Source organism: Flavobacterium ardleyense (assembly GCF_033547075.1).
GTDB lineage: Bacteria > Bacteroidota > Bacteroidia > Flavobacteriales > Flavobacteriaceae > Flavobacterium > Flavobacterium ardleyense_A.
This window is the reverse complement of sequence record NZ_CP137891.1, coordinates 1757965-1779626: the sequence shown is the minus strand read 5'-3', so window position 1 is coordinate 1779626 and position 21662 is coordinate 1757965. Positions and strand designations below refer to the sequence as shown.

The window sequence follows — 21662 nt, the reverse complement described above, 5'->3', positions numbered from 1 at the left end:
TACTTACCGAAAAACATTTTTTTTAAAGCCGAAAAGTCCTACTTCCTACTGCGCTATTTTTCAATTTCTTGAACAAATTTTTGAATTTTATTTGACAGGCCCGCATCCACAGATACTAATGGAAGTCTTACTACATTCTCACACAAACCCAATGTCATAAACACTTCTTTGATACCCGCAGGATTTCCTTGCTCGAAAATAAAGTCAATGCACGGTGAGATTTTGTAATGTAATTTATAAGCTTCTTCAACCTTTTTTTCCAAACCTAAGCGAACCATTTTCGAAAACAATTTTGGAAAGCCTTCGCCTATTACAGAAATAACGCCGGCACCTCCCGCTAATACCATTGGTAAAGTTATCATATCATCCCCAGAAATTACCAAAAAATCGTCTGGTTTTGATTCGATTATTTTCATCGCTTGTACAATATCTCCCGATGCTTCTTTTATAGCAACAATATTTTTAAAGTCTTGTGCTAATCTTACTACGGTTGAGGGAAGCATATTACTTGCTGTTCGACCTGGAACATTGTACAGAATTATAGGTAAAGGCGATTCAAGAGCAATAGCTTTAAAATGTTGGTAAATACCTTCTTGGGTTGGTTTGCTGTAATACGGTGAAACAGAAAGAATAGCAGCAAATGACGACAGATCCCTAGTTTTAAGCTCTTCCACGACCGCCGCTGTGTTATTGCCACCTACTCCTAAAACTAGAGGTAACTTTCCTGCATTTGCAGTAACAATAGTATTTATAACCAGATTACGCTCCTCAGAATTAAGGGTTGCAGTTTCTGCAGTTGTACCTAAAACCACAAGATAATCAACACCATTATCAATCTGATAGCGTACTATTCTAGAAAGTGCATCAGTATCTATAGAAAAGTCATTTTTAAAAGGTGTTATCAATGCCACACCTGTCCCAATTAATTTATGCATTTAAATTCGATTTAATATTTTTAAATATTTAAATAACTCTTCTTCAAAAACCTGGAAATCATGAGGAGAAGTATTTATTATAAGATTATTTATTCTTTTATCCACACTAGCAAACCCCACTTTAAAGGTGGCTTTTGATAGTGCCGAAGCCATGAGCGAAACAAGTTTTTCTTGCTCGTAATAATTTATGAGCAAGTCGAAATCCTTATCTATAAACTCCTGGATTTTGGGGTTCAAAAATTTCCCTACTTTGGAAACAGTCGCCAAACTAAAAGTTAAATAATTACAATTGCCGATCTGACTACTTGTTGAACGGATAATTATAGAGATATCATTTTCTAAAATTCCTCTATTTATTAAGCTCTTCTTCAAACTTTCTGTCTGCGGCAAAAAAGCCTCGTCAGCAATAATGCCGATGTTGCGAATTTTGCCTACATTGTCATATACAACATCACTCGAGAGCGCTTTGTTGACTATTTTTTTTATCACAAAATTCTTGAGATAATCTAGAAACATAGTACTTTTACTTAAAAAACAAATTTAATGAAATTCGCATCACATTCAGTGTCAAAACTAAAAAAGTATGCCAATAATTGGTTACAAATTGGTTTAATCTTAACTTTTGTTCTTACAACATCTTGTAGTCAGCAAAAACATTTTATTACAGCAATTTCTGGAGCTCAAATTCCTATTTCTGACACCATAAAATCAGATCTAAAAATTGAAAAATATATAAAACCATTTAAAGATCATATTGATCAAGATCTAAATAAAGTTCTAGCTCATGCTCCTACTACATTAGACAAGTCGGGGAAATGGCAGACAACCGTTGGCAATTTAATGGCGGATGCAACAATGCTATATGGTAACCGTATTTTTAAAGCAAGGACTTCGAAAGAAATTGATATAGTGCTATTAAATTTGGGAGGCATTAGATCAATTCTTCCAAAAGGAGATGTAACTACTAGAACCGCTTTTGAATTAATGCCCTTCGAAAATAAAGTGATAGTCGCAGAATTACCTGGTGAGGCAATTATCGAAATGATTGATTATTTAATTTCAGAAAAAAAAGCGCACCCTTTATCAGGAATGACGTTTACAATAACTAAGGATAATAGACCTCAAGATATCCGTATTGGTGGCCAGCCTTTTGACAAGGGTAAAACTTACAATGTTGCAACTTCTGATTATTTGATAAACGGTGGAGATCGAATGTACTTTTTCGGGAAATCAATAAAAAATAGTGACATCGATTACAAATTACGAGCAATAATGATTGATTATTTTAAGGATCATAGCATTATACCGACTTTAACAGACATTAGAATAAATCAAGAATAATAAAGTATAGAAATTAAAATGAAAAGAAGAGACTTTATTCAAAATACACTCGCTGGAGGGGCATTAATTGCTGGTGGTGTAACACTAAGCAGTTTTGGAACAACGGCTAAAAGACATTTAACTGTATTACACACGAATGATGTCCACAGCCACATCGACCCTTTTCCTGCAACAGATCCACGAAATGCTAATATGGGAGGAGTAGCCCGCAGAGCAGCTCTTATAGAGAATATTCGTCTTGAGAACCCAAACGTCTTATTATTAGATGCTGGAGATATTTTTCAAGGCACTCCTTATTTTAACTACTATGGTGGTGAAATTGAGTTTAAATTAATGTCAATGATGAAATATGATGCCGCAACTTTGGGCAATCATGATTTTGATAATGGCATCGAAGGCTTTTATGCACAACTTCCACACGCAAATTTCGACTTTGTTTCAGCAAATTATGATTTTAGCAAAACCACTTTGGCTGGATTAGTAAAACCTTACAAAGTTTTTAATAAAGGTGGAATCAAGGTTGGAGTGTTTGGTTTGGGAATTGAGTTGGCAGGATTGGTAGACCCGATGATGTACAAAGAAACCCTCTATTTGGATCCTGTTGAAGTTGCTCAGGATACCGCAAGACTGCTTAAAGAAAATGAGAAATGTGATATTGTAATTGCTTTATCTCACCTAGGCTACAAATATACTAATGATCAGCAGAAAATATCTGATGTAAAGCTTGCCGCTCTTACAAAGGATATCGATTTGATAATTGGCGGACACACCCATACTTTCTTAAAAAAACCTACTGTTTTAGAAAACGCTGCGGGCAAGGAAGTTTTGGTAAACCAAACGGGTTGTTTTGGGCTAAATTTAGGAAGAATTGACTTCTACTTAGATAATGATTCGGAGTTGGCTGGTTCAGGTAGAAGTATTACGGTTTAGTTTCTCTTGCGTTAATACTCCCTTTATCAATGACAATAAGGCCAACGACAGAAAAAGTACTGCTGTTGGTCTTAATATTTTTGGAGAAAATTCAACTAAATAATACTTCTCAATATATACAATTAACTGCAAAGCGATAAACATTAGGGCTGATATTAATAGCCACGAATTGTTATTTTCATCTTTCAGCATATAATTCGCTAAAATAATTCCTACAAACAGCGCAAGTAAAACCGAAATCACAATCAAAGCCACAATTGTTGCCGTATCAAGATTTGCACTGATCGAGAGAAGATATAAAAATATAATTACCACCGGAATACTAGCAATTGCTACTGCAAAATAATAGATTGGTTCTAATAACTTTGACAAAAAGTAAATGAGTGCAATGCGATGAAAAGCAAATAATATGACGCCAAATAACACGTAAGTGGAATTGTCTGTAATAAATAATATACTGGTTGCGAAAGCTGCTACTAATGAAAAAGTAAGTGCTGCGCTCCTCTTTTCAGATCTCAACCAATAATATATTAAAATAAGAACATTTAATAGCGGTTTTGCAACTAAAATAATTTTGGGTAATTGCATAAATTCTGCATACAACTCTACCGATAGTACAATTGCAATTGTAAGAAATAAAATTGTTTGCATTCTTATGCGCATAGACTTATCCAACTACTACAGCTTTAAGTTTTTACATATAGTTCTTTTTGCTAGACTGGGGCGTCTGTTATTGTAATATTGAACCATCCAAAAATACGAAACAAATTGAGCAATAATACTTACAACCTTGATTATTGCATTATCTATTATGAGAAATCGTGCATAACCATAAAAAATGTCTGACACAAACATTGCCATAGTCATTGCTAGCAAAATTTGTGAGACATAATCTTTCTCTGTAAAAAATCTAAATATTGCATAGATAACCATCACAATTATCAATGCTGCATACATTGCAAAAAATATGAACTTAGGCACATTTTCGAGCGAAACGCTTATAAGCACTTGAATAGACATGTATACCGCCGTAATCGCAAATAAAATTGAAAATAAAACCGAAGTATTACTAAACCGAATTTCAGTTTTTTCACTCAAGACCATTGCACTGATGATGATGTAACTTACAAAGCTGCAGCTCATTATAAGAATCAAACCTTGATTAGAATCTGTAATTTCTATCATATCGGACACAAAAAAAAGCCATAATGCAATACTAAAAGATTTACTGATCTTATACCGAGTTGTTTGTATGTAGTAGTAAAAAATTGCTGGTACAATTACAGGTTTTACCAAACTTAATAAGGTATCACATTCTAGTAAATAGAAAATGATTACACTCAAACTTGTAATCATGTAAACATTAAAAGACGGCCTGCTATCCCTCATTTAGAAATTTCATAAAGTCTTCTTCACTTAGTATGGTAATTCCTAGCTTAACTGCTTTTTCTAATTTTGCAGGTCCCATATTTTCACCAGCAACAATAAAATCTGTCTTTGACGATATACTTCCAACATTTTTTCCGCTATTTCTTTCAATCAAAAGCTTCAGTTCATCACGAGAAAAATTGGTAAACACACCCGAAACAACAAAACTCTTGCCTAGAAATTTATCCGAAATTATTTTACTTCCACTTTCTTCTATTTGCAACTGAAGACCGTATACTTTTAATCTTTCAAGTATCTTTATATTTTCGGCATTTGCAAAAAATTGAATAATGCTTGAGGCAATTCGCTCTCCAATTTCATCGACTAATACTAAATCTTCAAAGGAAGCAGCTGCCAGCGCATCACTATTTTTGTAATGATTCGCCAATTTCTTAGCCACGGTTTCTCCAACATATCGAATTCCTAATCCAAAAAGAACGCGTTCAAAAGGAACTTTTTTAGAGTTCTCGATGCCGTTTATAATGTTGTCCGCAGATTTTTGCGCCATTCGCTCTAAAGGCAGTAGTTGCTCAACCGTAAGTTCGTACAAGTCTGCATACGATTCTATTAAATGATTTTGATATAATAATGTACTAGTCTCACTTCCTATCCCGTCAATATCCATTGCTTTACGCGAAATAAAGTGCTGTATTCTTCCCGCCACTTGCGGGGGACAGCCATAAAAATTTGGACAGTAATGTTGAGCTTCTCCCTCTTTTCTAACTAATAACGTCTGGCATTCCGGACAGTTTGTAATATAAATTGTAGGTTCAGAATTTTCGGGTCTCAGTGCTAAATCCACTCCAATAATCTTTGGAATAATCTCTCCTCCTTTTTCAACAAAAACTGTGTCGTTTTCACGAATATCTAGGCGTTCAATCTGATCGGCATTATGTAATGACGCCCGTCTTACCACAGTGCCTGCAAGCTGTACCGCTTCGAGATTGGCAACCGGTGTGATTGCACCGGTCCTACCCACTTGATAAGTAATTTCTTTAAGTAAGGTGGAGGCACGTTCTGTCTCAAATTTATAAGCGATTGCCCAGCGTGGACTTTTGGCAGTAAATCCTAACTCCTCTTGATAGTAGGTGCTGTTAACTTTGATGACAACTCCATCGGTCTCATACGGAAGGTCATGTCGATGAATATTCCAATACTCAATAAACTCAAATACCGCCTCTATGTTATTTACTAAACGAGATTCAGCTGGAACTTTGAAACCCAATTTTCGAGCTAAGTTCAAAGACTCAAAATGTGTTTTTATTTCTGAACTGTCCGTAACCAGTGAGTAGATTAAGCACTCCAAAGGCCTTTGGGCAACCACCGCGCTGTCCTGTAATTTTAAACTTCCTGAAGCAGTATTTCGGGGATTGGCATAACGGGTTTCACCAATTTCAATCAGATCATTATTCATCTTTTCAAATCCAGCGAAAGGAAGAATTATTTCTCCACGAACTTCAAAATTTTTTGCTGCAGTATTTTCTGGAATCTGTAACGGTACCGTTTTTATAGTTCGTACATTATTTGTAACCTCATCTCCTTTATAACCATCTCCACGTGTTACCGCACGTTTAAGTTTTCCGTCTTCATATATAATACTAATTGAAGCGCCGTCATATTTAAGCTCACAAACAAATTCTAAATCGTCAATTCCTAAGGATTTTTGTACGCGTTTTTGCCATTCCAAAACATCTTCTTTAGAGTAAGAATTATCCAGGGAGTAAATTCTTTTTTCGTGAGCAGTAGTTGCAAAGTTTTTTGTGACTACACCGCCAACGCGTTGGGTAGGCGAGTTTTGGTCAAAATATTCAGGATGTTTTTCCTCTAGAATTTGAAGCTCTTTTAATTTAAGGTCAAATTCCTTATCGGAGATTGTCGCAGCATCAAGAGCATAATAGTTGTAATTGTGTTCGTTGAGAGATTTGCGCAACTCCTCAATTTGTACTTTGACATCCATAAAAGAAAAATTTAGATTAGATAAAACGGCGGAAAATGAAGTATAAATTTAGAGAATGTTTTTTTAAATTACGATTCGATTATTGTTTTAATTTGCTTGTAAAGATGTCCGTCACTTAAGAAGGCTCCTTGCTGTATTAAACTAAAGATGGACTCTGAACGCTGATCACCAAATTCCTTTTTGCCCATTTTTATTTCAACGTTGTCAGTAAACATATTATCGCTCAGCCATTGCAATCCTTCTTTGGTCAAGAAGTCAACCGTATCGTCTTGCGCTTTCAAAACAATTGAGTGTACTTGAGTTTCTGTACATTCGAATAGGAAAATATAGGCTTTAGCAAAGTGCTCCATATATTCAGCTCGCGCAAGCACACCTTCCCAGATCAGATCTGAGAATACATCTAATTCTTGTTCAGCAACCTCTGGCTTATTGACTTTTATTTCGTCCCATTCTTTTTTATCAATAGATTGAGTGGCCAAAAAATTAGCAAATTCTGGATGAAGTTCATCAAATTGTTCTTTGGTTAATCGTGCATATTTCATTCTAGAAAAGTTAAAAAGTTTGATATTATAATGTACAAATTTAAACAAAAAAAATCCCGACTTTCATCGGGACTTCTTATATAAAAGTGCAGTAACTACTATTGTTCTGCAACAACTTCGTAAGGTAATTCAATAATTACATCACGGTGTAATCTTACGTTAGCAGTATATTTACCTGTACGTTTGATAATACCTGAAGTAATGAATTTTCTATCGATAGATTCACCACCTTTAGCCAAAGCTTCAGCGATATCAATATTTGTGATAGATCCAAATAGTTTCTCACCACCTGCTTTCGCTGTGATTTTAATTTCGATAGCTTTAAGTTTCTCTGCTACTTCGTTAGCGTCAGCGATTACTTTAGCTTCTTTGTGCGCTTTTTGTCTTAGGTTTTCAGCCAATACTTTTTTAGCTGAAGGTGTTGCCATTGCAGCAAAACCTTGAGGAATCAAAAAGTTACGTCCGTAACCTGCTTTCACAGTAACCACGTCATCTTTAAAACCTAAGTTTTGTACGTCTTGTTTTAATATAAGTTCCATATTGTTGTCCTTTTCAATAGAAAGTTAGTCTCGATTACTATCGAGACAACAATCCTAATTAATTTATTATTTAAGTAAATCCGCCACGTATGGCATTAAAGCTAAATGTCTTGCTCTTTTTACAGCTACAGACACTTTTCTTTGAAACTTCAATGAAGTTCCAGTCAAACGACGAGGAAGAATTTTTCCTTGTTCGTTTACAAATTTCAAAAGGAAATCTGCGTCTTTATAATCGATATACTTGATACCTGATTTTTTGAAACGACAGTATTTTTTTGCTTTATTTGTTTCAATATTTAAAGGCGTAAGATATCTGATATCCCCGTCTTTTTTCCCTGAAGCCGATTGTTGTAATGTTGCCATGATAATTACGCTTTTGCTGCTTTTAGTTTAGTTCTTCTTCTTTCCGCCCATGAAATTGCATGTTTGTCTAAACTTACTGTTAGAAAACGCATAACTCTTTCATCACGTCTGAATTCAGTTTCGAAAGCAATCAAAACTTCTCCTGGAACGTTAAATTCGAATAGGTGGTAAAAACCACTCTTTTTGTTTTGGATTTCGTAAGCCATTTTTTTCAGGCCCCAATCCTCTTTAGATACCATTTCTGCTCCGCGTGACGTAAGAAAATCTTCAAATTTGCTTACTGTTTCCTTCACCTGAACTTCAGATAAAACGGGATTTAAAATGAAAACAGTTTCATAATGATTCATAAAAAATATTTTTAGATTATTTAAAAATGACTGCAAAAGTAATCATTTTTTTTTGCTTTACAATAAAATAATTCTTTTTATTGTTGAACTGCAAAAATATACTATTTAAGTGTAAAAAGAAAAGAAATAAATCTTATATTCGTTATTACTAACTTGAACAATTAAGCTATGAAATTAAATTGTGTCATTGTGGACGATAGTTCGATACAACGAATTGTCGTGGCAAAACTGGCCAATAGTCACGCTAATCTCCAATTGGTTGGAGAATTCTCTAATGCTATAGAAGCTAGAAGCTGCATAACCACTCAAAAAGTAGATCTTATTTTTTTGGATATAGAAATGCCCGTCATTAACGGGTTTGCATTTATTGATGGACTGAAAGAAAAACCCCAAATTATTTTTATTACTTCCAAAGCAGAGTATGCAGTCAAAGCATTTGATTATGATGCTACAGATTACTTGCAAAAGCCTATTACTGTTGGCCGATTTGATGCCGCCGTAAAGAGAGCGGTCGAATTCCACTCTTTAAAGCGAGACGTTAGCGATGTGGAAGGTGAGCATATCTTTATTAAAAGTAATTTGAAAAAATTAAAAATTTACACTTCCAAAATAAAATGGATTGAGGCATTTGGCGATTACGTTAATGTAGTTACCGAAGATGGAAAACATCTTGTGTTGTCAACTATGAAGGCTTTTCAGGAAGATTTACCCGAAACCCGCTTTATTCGTGTACATAAATCTTATATCATCAACATTGACAAGGTAGAACGCTTCAATAGCAAATTTGCCGAAATTGGTACAGCGAAGATTCCTTTAAGCAGAAATAAGAAAGAAAATTTAGTTGCAGCTTTGTCTACAGAATAATTTTTTAAGGATCAACATTTACAACAACCTTAATTGCACGGTATTGAGGGACCGCCTCAAAACTTTTCAGTATTTTTCCTAAAGTCTTTTTAGTTAGTTCTAATGAATAATTTACCGGTATTTTAATTAAGATCGTTCTCAGATACTCATTCCGAATTCTATTGATGGCAGGTTCTTCAGGTCCTAATACTGGAATAGGAAAATTTTGCGAAACTACTTGATACAACCACATCGCCCCTTCTTTCAATTTTTCAAAATCTCTGTGTTTTAAGGTTAGGCGAATTAACTTGAAATACGGAGGATAATTATAAATCTTCCTGTCGTACAATTGATCATTGTACATTGCGCCATAATCCCCTTTTACTACTTGGCCAATTATTGCATGCATAGGATTATAGGTCTGAATAATTACATTCCCTTGTTTACTAGATCTACCGGAACGACCCGCTACTTGCACTAGCATCTGATAGCTTCTTTCAAAAGCGCGGAAATCTGGATGATACAGCATATTATCTGCGTTCATTATTCCAACTAAACTTACATTATCAAAATCTAATCCTTTGGCAACCATCTGAGTTCCTACTAGAATATCGTATTCTCTATTCTGAAAACTATCAATCAATTTATCAAATCCAAGTTTGCCTTTTGTTGTATCTTGATCCATACGAGCCACTTTTGCCTCTGGAAATAATTCTTTTAGCTCTAGCTGCACTTGCTCTGTCCCGAAACCTTTGGTAGTGAGGTGTGGACTTGTACAATTATGACAACTTATTGGTTTGGCAATTGTAAATCCACAATAATGACATCGAAGATGATTGTGCACCTTGTGATAGGTTAAACTCACATCGCACTGCCTGCATTGTGGCACGTGACCGCAAGTCATACATTCCATCACCGGCGAGAAGCCACGGCGATTCTGAAAAAGAATTACCTGCTCGCCTGCATCAAGACTATTTTGAATAGATTCTAATAGAGTATCACTAAAATGACCATTCATCACTTTTCTGAAATACTTATCTTTCAAATCGACAATTTCTATTTTTGGCATCTGAACTTTTCCGAAGCGCTCGCTCAGCTGCACCAAACCGTATTTTTCTATCTGAGTATTGTAAAAACTTTCTACACTTGGAGTAGCTGATCCTAGTAATACTTTTGACTGGTGAAAATTTGCCAACACTATCGCCGCATCTCTCGCATTGTAGCGAGGCGCAGGATCTTGTTGCTTAAACATTTGCTCGTGTTCCTCATCAATTATTATAAACCCTAAGTCATTAAAAGGTAAAAATAGCGCCGATCGAGCGCCTATTACCACTTGTGCAGTAGATGAGGATTCTAAAACTTGATTCCAAACCTCAACTCGCTCATTATTGCTATATTTTGAATGGAAAACTGCAACCTTATTTCCGAAATGTTTGACCAATCTTCCAACGAGTTGCGTAGTTAAGGCTATTTCAGGCAATAAATATAAAACAGACTGATTCTTATCTAAATATTCCTGAATGAGTCTAATGTAAATTTCAGTCTTCCCGCTTCCAGTAACTCCATGCAAAAGACAAACATTTTTATCAATCAATGACTGTTGAATTTCTGAAAATGCTGTTTGTTGTACCGCACTAAGCGATGGAGCCTCTAAAGTAGAATCAGCAAAAATCACGCGATCTTCGTCAAAGTGATAGATTTCAAAAACTTCTTTGTCTACCAATGCTTTTATAATAGATGTACTTATATTCCCCGACTCCGTAAGTAATTTGGCTTTTATGGGTTTTGAATTTCCAGCAGCGAGTTTAAAATAGGTCATCACCGCATCTCTCTGTTTTGCGGCTTTACTCAATTCAGTCATCAGTGCCGATAATCCTTCAGAATCTGAATATTCTGAATTAATTCGGATATATTTTATTTTCTTCGGCTTATATTTTTCAATCAATCTCTCTCCTACAAGCACAATTCCTCTGCTAACTAACGTCTGAATAACTGGAAAAATATTTTTTTTATTCAATATCGAAATAATTTCATCGATTCGGAGACTTGGCTGTTGCTGTAGCGCTTCGTAGACCAAGTATTCATTATCGGACAAGGAATCCTCATCTACCGAAATTTCATTTGAAAGCGTAATGATTGTTTCGCCTTCTAAAATAAAAGACGATGGCATCGCAGTTCGATAAACATCTCCAATAGCGCACATATAATACTTGGAAATCCATTGCCAATGTTTTAATTGTATTGCAGTGACCTTGGGCGTCTGATCAAGAATTTCGATGATTTCCTTTGCATCATAATCTTGTGGCTGCAAATTATGCTTTGAAATAGCGAGTGCGGTGTAGGTTTTGGTTTTTCCAAAAGGCACAGCAATTCGTAATCCTGGTTGAATAAAATTAAATTCAGTTTCAGAAACTTGATAGGTAAATGTGGTCGCTAAAGGCAGTGGAATAATTACTTCAACAAAATAAAGCATTGATGATTTTTTGATTGTATTACAAAGATACCTTATCGTTTATAATTTTCATAGATGCATGATCAGGGATTTTAAAGCTTAGAATTTTCGGCTCTATACCAATATTGTGTTCTGCCAAAAATTGCAAATCCAATATATCCTCTAACTTTTAATTTATCATCATTTTCTAAGGTGATGTAACATTTATAAAAGTCTCCATTTAGAGGATCAAGTATTTTTCCGCCCGAGTACTCTTTGCCATTCTTTTTAAGCCCACTCATCACCACAAGACCCAGAAACGGTTTACCTTGATCTTCTCCAGGACATTTTTCACATAGTTTCTTTTTAGCCTTAGGATCTAAAATATCGACAACTTTTCCGTAGAAAACATTATCCTTTTCATAAATTTTTATGATTGATAAAGCTTTGCCCGTCTTATCATCTACCGTTTTCCAATGGCCAACAACAGTACTCTTTTGTGAAAAAGCTAAAGAGATGAAAAATAAAAATGCAGTTAATGTGAAAAAACGAAACATATTTGTGAATTTTAGATGCATTTTATAAAAATAGCAAAAAACTCAATAGAATTACGTTAAGTAAAAAGTTTTTTCCGTTTTGCAGTATTTATTGCCGCATTAAGTTCAAAACCTAGTAGAAGAATCATACAATTTATCCAAATATAGAACATCACAATTAGAAGTGTTCCTATAGAACCATAAAGCTGATTATACTGAGAGAATCCTACCACCCAAATCGCAAAAATATAAGACGTTGCAATTACTAATACAGTTGTAAAAACCGATCCAACTGATATAAAGGACCTTTTACCCGTGCGGGTTGTTCCAAATTTAAACAATATAGATGTCGTAATTAACAGCATTAAAATTACAAACACATAGCGCACAATTACAATTAGATCAAGATTAACTCTAATCGCTTCTTGCAAATGAATGCTTCTGATAAATACCTCAAAGACAACAATTGCTGCAACTGTTATTATTAGGATTAACGAAATAAGAAGCGACATTCCTACAGCAATAAAATACTGTCTAAAAAACCCCCTTTTAATTATTACGTGTTGCGATGTTTCAAATCCTCCTAAGATGGAATTTAAGCCATTGGCCATCAAAAATATTGAAAGAATAAAACCTGTAGACAAAAGTCCTTGGTAACTATTATTTAAAATATCGTTGACAATTGACTCGATTGCACCATAAGTATTGGGCGGAACGCTCTCTTCGACAAACTTTAGAAAATCTTGTTGAAATCCTTCAATTGGAATAAACGGTATCAGGTTAAGTATAAATAATGCGAATGGAAAGAGCGCCATAAAGAAACTGAAAGCGATGGAGCCAGCCTTATAAGTTACCGTATTTTCTATGATACCTATAATATAAATTTCGAGAAGTTCGTACAACGTCAATCCTTCCAAACCTGGAAGTTCGACTGTTTTGAAATACTTCGCAATATTTCTAACTACTGGAATTTTTTCTAATTGCTCTTCTATTTCTTGTGACAAGTTATTTTCTTTAAATTGCTTTTAAACTCAAATCCATATTATAGACTGAGTGCGTTAATGCGCCCGACGAAATAGCATTTACACCACATTCAGCGTATTGACGAACCGTTTTTTCATTGATGTTTCCTGAAGATTCTGTAAGACTCTGATCTCCTATTATGGCAACGGCTTCTCTAGTCATCGCATAGTCAAAATTGTCAAGTAGAATTCTATAAACTCCGCCAGCGGCCAAAATTTGCTTAACTTCATCTAGATCTCGAGCTTCAACAATTATCTTGAGATCCAGATTGTTGCTCAAAAGATATTGTTTTGTTTTTTCGATTGCTTTTCCAATGCCACCGGCAAAATCAATATGATTGTCCTTTAACATGACCATGTCATAAAGTGCAAAACGATGATTTTCGCCACCTCCAATTTTTACCGCCCATTTTTCGAGAGCGCGAATTCCTGGAGTGGTTTTTCTAGTATCTAATATTTTGGTATTAGTACCTTCTAAAAGTTGTACAAAAAAATTAGTTTTTGTTGCAATCGCCGACATTCTTTGCATAGCATTGAGCAATAAACGTTCGGCTTTTAAGATAGATTGTGATTTTCCTTCTAGATGAAATACCACATCACCATATTTTACCGGCGAACCATCTTCGATAAATTTCTCCATTTTTAGATCGCCATCGACATATTTTATAAGCCTTTCGGCAAAATTGACTCCAGCAATAATTCCCTCATCTTTGACAAGGAGTTTTGCTTTTCCGCGAGCATCGGCAGGAATACAAGCTAATGAGCTATGATCGCCATCGCCTACATCTTCTCTAATTCCGTTTGCTATTATTAGGTCTAATTCGTGATCAAATTGTTGCTGTGAAATCATAGTTTTGGTTTGAAATGCTAAAATACCACAAAAATATTGAACCTTATATTTAAGAATCGTATGCTTCCTATATATAATGATAGTATTAACATCTTTTTATCGATTTTATCTACCAGAGTTATAGTAGCCCTGATTGAAATGAAAAGCCTTTTGCAGGCAGAAACTAATTTTTGTCGCAATAAAAGAGCGACCAAAGGAAGCTCCTTTTGTTGCTTACAAAAATAGTTTATGACCAAAAAGCTTGCAATGAAAAGCAGGAATAGCTTCAAAAAAAAACTACTGCTGATCAAAAAATTGTCCAGTTAATCAATTTTGATTTATATACTTTTGCACAAACTTCAAAATCTTTTTTTATGAATATAAAGCTGATTGCAATTGGCAAAACTGACAATAAATCGCTACAAATATTAATTAACGATTATACCAAAAGATTGTCGTTTTATGTAAAATTTGACTTAGAAATTATTCCAGATATCAAAAATGTCAAGAATCTAAGTGAAGCGCAGCAGAAAGAAAAAGAGGGTGAACTGTTACTTTCGAAATTGTCGCCCACCGATCAATTGATTTTACTCGACGAAAATGGCAAAAGTTTTAGCAGCGTGGGATTTTCGGCCGAATTGCAAAAAAAAATGAATGCCGGGCTAAAAACTTTGGTATTTGTAATTGGCGGACCATACGGTTTTTCTGACAAAGTGTACGAGAAAGCAAGTGGAAAAATTTCGCTTTCGCAAATGACCTTCTCGCATCAAATGGTTCGACTTTTTATGATCGAGCAATTATACAGGAGCTTTACTATATTGAATAACGAACCTTATCACCACCAATAAAAATTTATGAATAGCGCACCAAACTGTGCAGTTTTACAGCTTCTATCGCATCTTTTACATCATGAACTCTCAAAATGGAGGCACCATTTGTAAGTGCAATTGCATGCAGAAAAGTGGTTCCGTTTAAGGCATTTTCAGCAGTAGTATCTAATGCTTTGTAAATCATAGATTTTCTTGATAGACCCACTAGAATTGGCAATTCTAATAATTGAAGTTGTTCCGACTCGCGTAATAATTGATAATTTTGCAAGAGCGTTTTACTAAATCCGTATCCTGGATCTATAATAATGTCGTTGATTCCAAAAGATCTGGCAGCTGCGATTTTTTCTGAAAAATAATATAGAATTTCATGCAGCAAATTTTCATAATTCGTGAATGTCTGCATCGTTTGTGGCGTACCACGCATGTGCATCATTATATAGGGAACTTGTAAGTTTGCAATTGTTGGCAACATTTCGGGATCAAGATTTCCAGCTGAGATATCGTTAATCATCGCCGCACCTTCTAGAATGCAGGCTTTGGCAACTTTAGCTCTAAAAGTATCAACCGAAATCAGAATATTTGGAAATTTCTCGATCAAAAGTTTTATAATAGGCAAAATCTGTGATAGCTCCTCCTCTTCGCTGACAAATTTGGCATTTGGTTTACTCGAGTAGGCACCTACGTCAATAAATGTAGCACCATCAGCAAGCATTTTTTGAACATGGCTGAGAATTTTATCTATCGAATTCCATTTTCCACCATCGTAAAAAGAGTTTTGAGTGATGTTCAATATTCCCATTACCGCTGGGTTTGAGAGGTCTATTAGCTGCCCTTTGCAATTTATTGTCATTAATTATGTATTACTATATAAATATTAGAAAATTAGAATTGTTATCATAACTGTTATAAAGATTGTCTAGCTACGAGTATTGGCAAAATTATTCTTATTTTTGAAAAAATTCAGAACAAATATACAATATAATGACGAGTACTTCTGCCGAATATGATGCCATCATTGCTTTTTGCCGCAGCTTATTCCTTTCAAAAATGCATGATTATGGATGTGCTTGGCGCATATTAAGATTGCCATCACTTACAGATCAAATTTATATAAAAGCACAACGCATTCGGGGTTTGCAAGAAAATGAAGTCCAGAAAGTAGCGGAAGATGCTACTAGTGAATTTATTGGTATTATCAATTACTCGGTTATGGCGTTAATTCAGCTTGATTTAGGGATTGCTTCACAACCTGATTTATCCGCAGACAAAGCAATAGCATTGTACGACGAAAAAATAGCACTCACAAAAGATTTAATGCTTGCAAAAAATCACGATTATGGTGAGGCATGGCGTGATATGCGTGTTAGTTCGCTCACAGATTTGATTCTCCAAAAATTACTTCGCGTCAAGCAAATAGAAGATAACAAAGGAAAAACTTTGGTATCTGAAGGAATCGATGCAAATTATCAAGATATGATTAATTACGCGGTGTTTTCTCTAATATTAATGAAATTTAATCAAGATATATAATTATGAAGGTCTTACTTACTCAATTTTGCCGAATTTTTGTTGGAATATTATTCATTATTTCTGGACTCGTAAAGTTAAATGACCCCGTAGGATTTGCTTTTAAACTTGAAGAATATTTTGGCGAAACGGTTTTAAATCTACCGTTTTTAATGCCCTTTGCCTTATCAATTGCGGTGATTACCGTAATTATAGAAGTTATTTTGGGCGTTATGCTCCTGATCGGCTTCAAACGAAAATTTACGGTTTGGGCGTTGCTTCTCATGATACTATTCTTCACATTCCTTACCTTTTACTCGGCCTATTTTAATAAAGTAACTGACTGCGGCTGCTTTGGAGATGCAATTCCACTTACCCCTTGGCAAAGTTTTTATAAAGACATCGTTTTACTTGTACTCATCCTCATTCTCCTGATTAACATTAAAGTGATCAAGCCTTTGTTTAGCGACAAAATCAATGCTGTAATCGTTGGAATTACTTTATTATTATGTGTTTTCATGGGATATTGGGTTTTAAACCACTTGCCTTTCAAAGATTTTAGAGCTTATAGTTCGGGAACGAATATTATAAAAGGTATGGAAATCCCAGAAGATGCGCCAAAAAGCGTGGTCGAAATGATATTCGTATATGATGTAAATGGTGCAAAAACTGAATTTACAGACAAGCAGTTGATGGAAATTCCGGAAGGTGCCACTTTTGTAAGTAGAGAAGATAAAGTTATTACACAAGGGTACGTACCGCCAATTCACGATTTTTCTATAGAAAAAGATGGTTTTGACTATACAGAAGAGATGCTTGCAGAGCCAAAGTTAATGATGTTCATTTCTTATGATCTTGCATTGGCAGATAAAAAAGGATTGGCGTTGCTAGAAAAACTCAATCAAGAAGCGAAAGCAAAAGGCTATAAAGTGATTGGAATGACTGCCTCGTCAGACGAAGAGATAACCGCTATGAAAAATGAGTTTAAAGTAACTTTCGACTATTATTTCTGTGATGCAACGACTTTAAAAACCATTGAAAGGGCAAATCCTAGTGTGGTGATTTTGAACAATGGAGTTATTGGACAAAAAGTTCACTATAATGATATTAGTAAATTAAAAATGTAAAAATAATTAAGTACTTTTATAGGTCATCATCCTATTATGAGTACACTTAGTTCAGATTTTCGAAAGTATTTAAAAGAGCATTTTTTCAAAGTCATTTTGATAATGCTCTTTTTATTATCGACAGGTTACATCATGCTTTTTAAAATCGCTACTTGGGAAGATCCCTTTTTAGGCAATACCTTTCATATAGTTTTTGGCTGTTTACTGATTTTTATTCCGCTAATTATTTCAGCGGTAGCAATAAAAGTACGATTTCTTCAGAAAAAGAAAAAGCGTTCACATAAACCTATATTTTTAAAAAAAAATTAAAGAATTAAACAAAAGTGCTCAAATATTTAATCTTTAAAATCGGCTACGCTATTCTAACTCTCTTTGGGGTTATCACTATCATATTTTTTCTTTTCAACGTGCTACCGGGTGATCCCGCAAGAATGATGCTCGATCAGAATGAAAATTCAGAGCAACTTGCAATGGTAAAGAAGAAGTATGGATTTGATAAATCGTTGCCGATACAATATTTGTATTATATTAATGATCTGTCTCCAATTTCCCTGCATAGCATAAATCCTAATGACTATACATTTTTAAAAGACGGAAAATACAATGCAGCAGAATTGCTACCACTACAAAATTACACCTTGGTTCTCAAAACTCCTTATTTGAGAGAAAGCTTTCGCAAAAGCGGTAAAAATGTTTCGTCAATAATTGCCAACACCTTACCCAATACTTTTATACTTGCTTTTGTAGCAATTGCGATTGCAATTGCTATCGGAATTTTTCTTGGAATAATTTCGGCATTGCATCAAAACACTTTGCTAGATCGACTTATCGCACTGTTTAGTTCCATCGGAATGAGTGTGCCTTCTTTCTTTTCGGCTATTTTATTTGCGTGGATTTTTGGATTTCTACTGCATGATTACACACATCTTAATATGACTGGAAGTTTGTACGAAGTAGATAATTTTGGAAATGGGAGCTATATTCAATGGAAAAATTTAATTCTTCCAGCAATCGTCTTGGGCATTAGACCATTGGGAGTAGTGATTCAGCTGATGCGAAATTCCCTATTAGAAACGTTGAGTCAGGATTATATCAGGACTGCCCGAGCAAAAGGTTTAAGCGAATTTCAGATTATTTGGCGTCATGCTCTAAAGAACGCAATGAATCCTGTGATCACCGCAATCTCAGGTTGGTTTGCTTCTATGCTTGCCGGTGCGGTGTTTGTAGAATATATTTTTGGCTGGAATGGTTTAGGAAAAGAAATTGTCGAAGCTTTAAATAATCTAGATTTACCGGTTATTATGGGGGCAGTAATTGTAATTGCCACTACTTTTGTAGTTATAAATATAGTGGTCGATTTTATTTATGCTTGGTTAGATCCAAAAATTGTGTTGAGTTAATTTGTTTTAAATGTATTAAAAAGAAAGAATATGAAATATTTAGTGACTGTAATTATAGCATTTTTTATTTTTGGCTGCAGCCAAAAGAAAGTTGAAAGAGAGTCGTTTTCAAGCGAAGCACTATCTGGTCAAGTCGTGGATTTAAATGGCAACAAAATTACCTTTGCTGAAATTCTCGATAAAAACAAGGGAAATTTGACGGTAATTGAAGTTTGGGCATCTTGGTGTTCTGATTGCGTAAAAGCAATGCCACTAATCAAAGAATTGCAAGCAGATGATCCTGAAGTAAAATACGTCTTCTTGTCTATGGACAAAAATTCTGAAGCTTGGAAAAAAGGAATTAAGCAGCATAACATCCAAGGAGCTCACTATTGGGCCGAAGAAGGTATGAAAGGCGCATTTGCCAAATCGCTTGACGTAAATTGGATTCCTAGATATATAATAGTAGACAGAGACGGTAAAATTGCACTTTATAATGCAATCGAGACTGACTTTGATAAAATAAAAGAGACTTTAAAAAACATAAAATAATGAGAACGAAAATTGTCGCTGGAAATTGGAAAATGCACAAAAATGCCGAAGAAACCGAAGATTTAATTAATCAATTAATTGAGCTTGTTCCTAGTGAAAGTACCACGAGAATAATTGTTGCACCAACCTTTACAAATTTGGCTTCGGCTGTAGATCATCTTGAATTTATTAATATTGATGTCGCTGCACAAAATATGCATCAGGCAGAAGGTGGCGCTTATACTGGAGAAATTTCAGCTAGTATGCTTCAAAGTATCGGAGTGAATACCGTTATTCTAGGACACTCAGAAAGACGCGCTATGTTTCACGAGACCGACTCAATTATCGCCGACAAAGTTTCTACAGCGATGAAACACGAAATGGAAGTGATATTCTGTTTTGGCGAAGAATTGAAAGATAGGCAAGATCATAATTACAAAAATATCGTAGAGCATCAACTGCGCGATGGACTTTTTCATTTGGAAGCTAGTGATTTTGCGCGCATCATTCTAGCCTACGAGCCTGTTTGGGCAATTGGCACGGGCGAAACGGCATCTCCAGAGCAAGTTCAGGAAATGCACGCTTTTATCAGAGAAGTGATTCGTCAGAAGTACGGTCGCGATGTTGCCGAAAACCTTGCTATCCTCTACGGTGGAAGTGTGAAACCCGACAATGCCGAAGAGCTTTTTGGCAAAGAAGATGTTGATGGCGGTCTGATTGGTGGCGCGGCATTGGATGCGAAGTCATTTGCGGCAATTGTGGCGGCGGCGAAGTAATTTCTCATTTCTTATTAATACGACTTACTAATTATCGCTCAAGTGCCCTAGCCTCGATTGTACCGAACCCGAGGACAGCGAACTGGCGAAGCAAATCCATTTATGGCTCTTTCAGAAAACATTGGGAGTTAAAAGCGGGACTCGAGCAAAACGAACTGGCGAAGCAAAAAGCTCCAAATAAAAATAAAAAAAAGGTCTTCAATTACGAAGACCTTTTTCTATATATTCCAATATTTTCTAAATTCCAATTTCGACCTGAAAACGAACATAGTAATTATTTTTGGAGCTTCCATCGTAATAATCCAGCATATCATAAGTAAGCTCAGTTTGAAGTTTAAACTTGTGATCCCAGATATATTTGGTTACTCCAAAACTTAATTGCTTGTTATCGGGAGCTAATTGTTCAATTTCTCTATGTACTTTTTGCAATGAATACCGTCCCGCGACTTCGTAATTATTCTTAAAAATATAACTCAACTGATAGTCAAAACCACTTCCAGTGTACACATAATTAAAATCGGAAGTATCAAGTGGATTTGTAGTAAAAGCACTTTCGGAAGTATTGCGAGACATATAGGCAGACATGGCAGCCCAACCTTGATATTTGACCATGGCGTCGATAAAAACCGACTTGATAGTGCGAGCATCAAATAAGTCGTCACCTAATTGACCCTGAGTACGCAGCGCGTGATTATTTTGCTGAAATCCTCCTGACAAAAGTAATTTTGGTGACTTTTCGCGAACTAAATCACCTTCAAAATAGGTTCCATCCTTTTCAAAAGCTCCAAAGGGAAAAAGCTCTGCTTTAGCGGTAACCGCTACACCATCATTTGCAGATTTGTTGCTGTTACGTCCTTCACCAGAACTCACTGCTGCTTTTAGGTTGTAGGAGAATTTTTCTAAATCTTCATTTAGGTAATACGCCTGAATTCCAAAGTCGCGATCTATCGTAAATTTAGCATTATTAATACTCCTATCGGTAAGTTGCAAGGATCCAGATGAATTAGTGCGTTGCCTATTTCCGGGAAGTTTGGTTTGCCCAAATATAAATTTCCAATTTTCGGTAGGACTGTAAGCGACTATTGCATCACGTATTATATTTACATTATCACCGTCCTTCACCGTTCCCACATCGCCAGAGGCGAAGGATAATTGCAAAGAATATTCGATTTTAGGACTGAAAACGTAACCATCTAGACGCAGTCTCAATCTCTTTATAGTTGCATCAAAATAATCTTCCCCATCTTCCACCTGATAGTAGGTGGCACGATTTTGCATTCTAAAACGTAGATTAATTTGATATATACTGTCCGGAGCGGTAAAACCGAGACCCTTCTTGTGGGAGAAGTAAGGACTTGTTTCGGCTTTTTCTAGTATAGTTTCGGCGTTAGTTGTTTCAGAAGTCTGAGAGTTCACACTAAAAGTCATTGCAAGTAGTGCAATTAAAAATAAATGTTTCATTAAAAATCA

Annotated in this window: 24 protein-coding genes; 9 read left to right on the top strand and 15 right to left on the bottom strand. The window is 35.3% G+C overall.

The annotated features are described in order from the left end of the window. Positions 1-53: 53 nt before the first annotated feature. Both dapA and SBO79_RS07705 read right to left on the bottom strand, forming a co-directional pair. On the bottom strand, positions 54-935 hold the full coding sequence (dapA, locus tag SBO79_RS07710) for a 4-hydroxy-tetrahydrodipicolinate synthase (RefSeq protein ID WP_318639841.1): 882 nt from the start codon (positions 933-935) through the stop codon (positions 54-56). Further along, positions 936-1451 carry a DUF6913 domain-containing protein gene (locus SBO79_RS07705; RefSeq protein WP_318639840.1) on the bottom strand — a complete coding sequence of 172 codons (516 nt, stop codon included), beginning with the start codon at positions 1449-1451 and terminating at the stop codon, positions 936-938. 27 nt (positions 1452-1478) lie between these two features. Between SBO79_RS07705 and SBO79_RS07700 the strand changes: the two genes are divergently transcribed. Continuing rightward, the gene (locus tag SBO79_RS07700) at positions 1479-2276 is read left to right on the top strand and encodes a 5'-nucleotidase C-terminal domain-containing protein (RefSeq protein ID WP_318639839.1); all 798 of its coding nucleotides are present in this window, start codon (positions 1479-1481) and stop codon (positions 2274-2276) included. 18 nt (positions 2277-2294) lie between these two features. Beyond that, positions 2295-3206: a bifunctional metallophosphatase/5'-nucleotidase gene (locus tag SBO79_RS07695; protein WP_318639838.1), complete on the top strand. Its 912-nt coding sequence runs from the start codon at positions 2295-2297 to the stop codon at positions 3204-3206. Here SBO79_RS07695 and SBO79_RS07690 read toward each other — a convergent pair. From SBO79_RS07690 to rpsF, 7 genes are all read right to left on the bottom strand, one after another. Beyond that, positions 3183-3857, bottom strand: coding sequence for a hypothetical protein (locus SBO79_RS07690; protein WP_318639837.1), 675 nt, complete (start codon positions 3855-3857; stop codon positions 3183-3185). The two genes, SBO79_RS07695 and SBO79_RS07690, sit on opposite strands and share 24 nt — an antisense overlap. A gap of 27 nt (positions 3858-3884) precedes the next feature. Continuing rightward, positions 3885-4595, bottom strand: a complete 711-nt coding sequence (locus tag SBO79_RS07685; RefSeq protein WP_318639836.1) for a hypothetical protein — start codon at positions 4593-4595, stop codon at positions 3885-3887. After that, positions 4585-6591: an NAD-dependent DNA ligase LigA gene (gene ligA, locus SBO79_RS07680; protein ID WP_318639835.1), complete on the bottom strand. Its 2007-nt coding sequence runs from the start codon at positions 6589-6591 to the stop codon at positions 4585-4587. Before ligA ends, SBO79_RS07685 begins: the two co-directional genes overlap by 11 nt. A 68-nt stretch (positions 6592-6659) precedes the next feature. After that, positions 6660-7133, bottom strand: a complete 474-nt coding sequence (locus SBO79_RS07675) for a DUF6495 family protein (protein ID WP_318639834.1) — start codon at positions 7131-7133, stop codon at positions 6660-6662. Positions 7134-7231: 98 nt separating this feature from the next. Then, on the bottom strand, positions 7232-7672 hold the full coding sequence (gene rplI / locus SBO79_RS07670) for a 50S ribosomal protein L9 (protein ID WP_318639833.1): 441 nt from the start codon (positions 7670-7672) through the stop codon (positions 7232-7234). A gap of 66 nt (positions 7673-7738) precedes the next feature. Then, complete coding sequence (rpsR, locus tag SBO79_RS07665; protein WP_318639832.1) at positions 7739-8035, bottom strand: 30S ribosomal protein S18; 297 nt, start codon at positions 8033-8035, stop codon at positions 7739-7741. A gap of 5 nt (positions 8036-8040) precedes the next feature. After that, the gene (gene rpsF / locus SBO79_RS07660; protein ID WP_318639831.1) at positions 8041-8382 is read right to left on the bottom strand and encodes a 30S ribosomal protein S6; all 342 of its coding nucleotides are present in this window, start codon (positions 8380-8382) and stop codon (positions 8041-8043) included. A 168-nt stretch (positions 8383-8550) separates the two neighbouring features. Here rpsF and SBO79_RS07655 point away from each other — a divergent pair, with 168 nt between their 5' ends. Then, on the top strand, positions 8551-9246 hold the full coding sequence (locus SBO79_RS07655; RefSeq protein WP_318639830.1) for a LytR/AlgR family response regulator transcription factor: 696 nt from the start codon (positions 8551-8553) through the stop codon (positions 9244-9246). Between the two features lie 4 nt (positions 9247-9250). Here SBO79_RS07655 and priA read toward each other — a convergent pair whose 3' ends face one another. The 4 genes from priA to nadC all read right to left on the bottom strand — a co-directional run bounded on the left by priA (position 9251) and on the right by nadC (position 14064). Beyond that, on the bottom strand, positions 9251-11698 hold the full coding sequence (priA, locus tag SBO79_RS07650) for a replication restart helicase PriA (protein WP_318639829.1): 2448 nt from the start codon (positions 11696-11698) through the stop codon (positions 9251-9253). Positions 11699-11769: 71 nt separating this feature from the next. Beyond that, entirely contained in the window at positions 11770-12213 is a 444-nt protein-coding gene (locus SBO79_RS07645; protein WP_318639828.1) for a DUF2147 domain-containing protein, read from the bottom strand. A gap of 56 nt (positions 12214-12269) precedes the next feature. Next, complete coding sequence (locus SBO79_RS07640) at positions 12270-13196, bottom strand: YihY/virulence factor BrkB family protein (RefSeq protein ID WP_318639827.1); 927 nt, start codon at positions 13194-13196, stop codon at positions 12270-12272. Between the two features lie 10 nt (positions 13197-13206). After that, positions 13207-14064 carry a carboxylating nicotinate-nucleotide diphosphorylase gene (nadC, locus tag SBO79_RS07635; protein WP_318639826.1) on the bottom strand — a complete coding sequence of 286 codons (858 nt, stop codon included), beginning with the start codon at positions 14062-14064 and terminating at the stop codon, positions 13207-13209. A gap of 353 nt (positions 14065-14417) precedes the next feature. Between nadC and rlmH the strand changes: the two genes are divergently transcribed. Further along, entirely contained in the window at positions 14418-14891 is a 474-nt protein-coding gene (rlmH, locus tag SBO79_RS07630) for a 23S rRNA (pseudouridine(1915)-N(3))-methyltransferase RlmH (RefSeq protein ID WP_318639825.1), read from the top strand. Between the two features lie 4 nt (positions 14892-14895). Here the strand turns inward: rlmH and folP are convergent, their stop codons facing one another. After that, a complete protein-coding gene (folP, locus tag SBO79_RS07625; protein WP_318639824.1) occupies positions 14896-15723 on the bottom strand; it encodes a dihydropteroate synthase in 828 nt (275 codons plus the stop codon). A gap of 131 nt (positions 15724-15854) precedes the next feature. Here folP and SBO79_RS07620 point away from each other — a divergent pair, with 131 nt between their 5' ends. From SBO79_RS07620 to tpiA, 5 genes are all read left to right on the top strand, one after another. Continuing rightward, the gene (locus SBO79_RS07620) at positions 15855-16403 is read left to right on the top strand and encodes a DUF1599 domain-containing protein (protein WP_318639823.1); all 549 of its coding nucleotides are present in this window, start codon (positions 15855-15857) and stop codon (positions 16401-16403) included. A gap of 2 nt (positions 16404-16405) precedes the next feature. Continuing rightward, a complete protein-coding gene (locus tag SBO79_RS07615) occupies positions 16406-17506 on the top strand; it encodes a BT_3928 family protein (RefSeq protein ID WP_318639822.1) in 1101 nt (366 codons plus the stop codon). Between the two features lie 323 nt (positions 17507-17829). Next, positions 17830-18906 (top strand): ABC transporter permease, encoded by a 1077-nt coding sequence (locus tag SBO79_RS07610; protein ID WP_318639821.1) that lies wholly within the window; start codon positions 17830-17832, stop codon positions 18904-18906. A gap of 30 nt (positions 18907-18936) precedes the next feature. Then, positions 18937-19437 carry a TlpA family protein disulfide reductase gene (locus SBO79_RS07605; RefSeq protein WP_318639820.1) on the top strand — a complete coding sequence of 167 codons (501 nt, stop codon included), beginning with the start codon at positions 18937-18939 and terminating at the stop codon, positions 19435-19437. Next, positions 19437-20192, top strand: a complete 756-nt coding sequence (gene tpiA / locus SBO79_RS07600) for a triose-phosphate isomerase (protein WP_318639819.1) — start codon at positions 19437-19439, stop codon at positions 20190-20192. Before SBO79_RS07605 ends, tpiA begins: the two co-directional genes overlap by 1 nt. 237 nt (positions 20193-20429) lie before the next feature. Here the strand turns inward: tpiA and SBO79_RS07595 are convergent, their stop codons facing one another. After that, a complete protein-coding gene (locus SBO79_RS07595) occupies positions 20430-21653 on the bottom strand; it encodes a porin (RefSeq protein ID WP_318639818.1) in 1224 nt (407 codons plus the stop codon). Positions 21654-21662 lie beyond the last annotated feature (9 nt).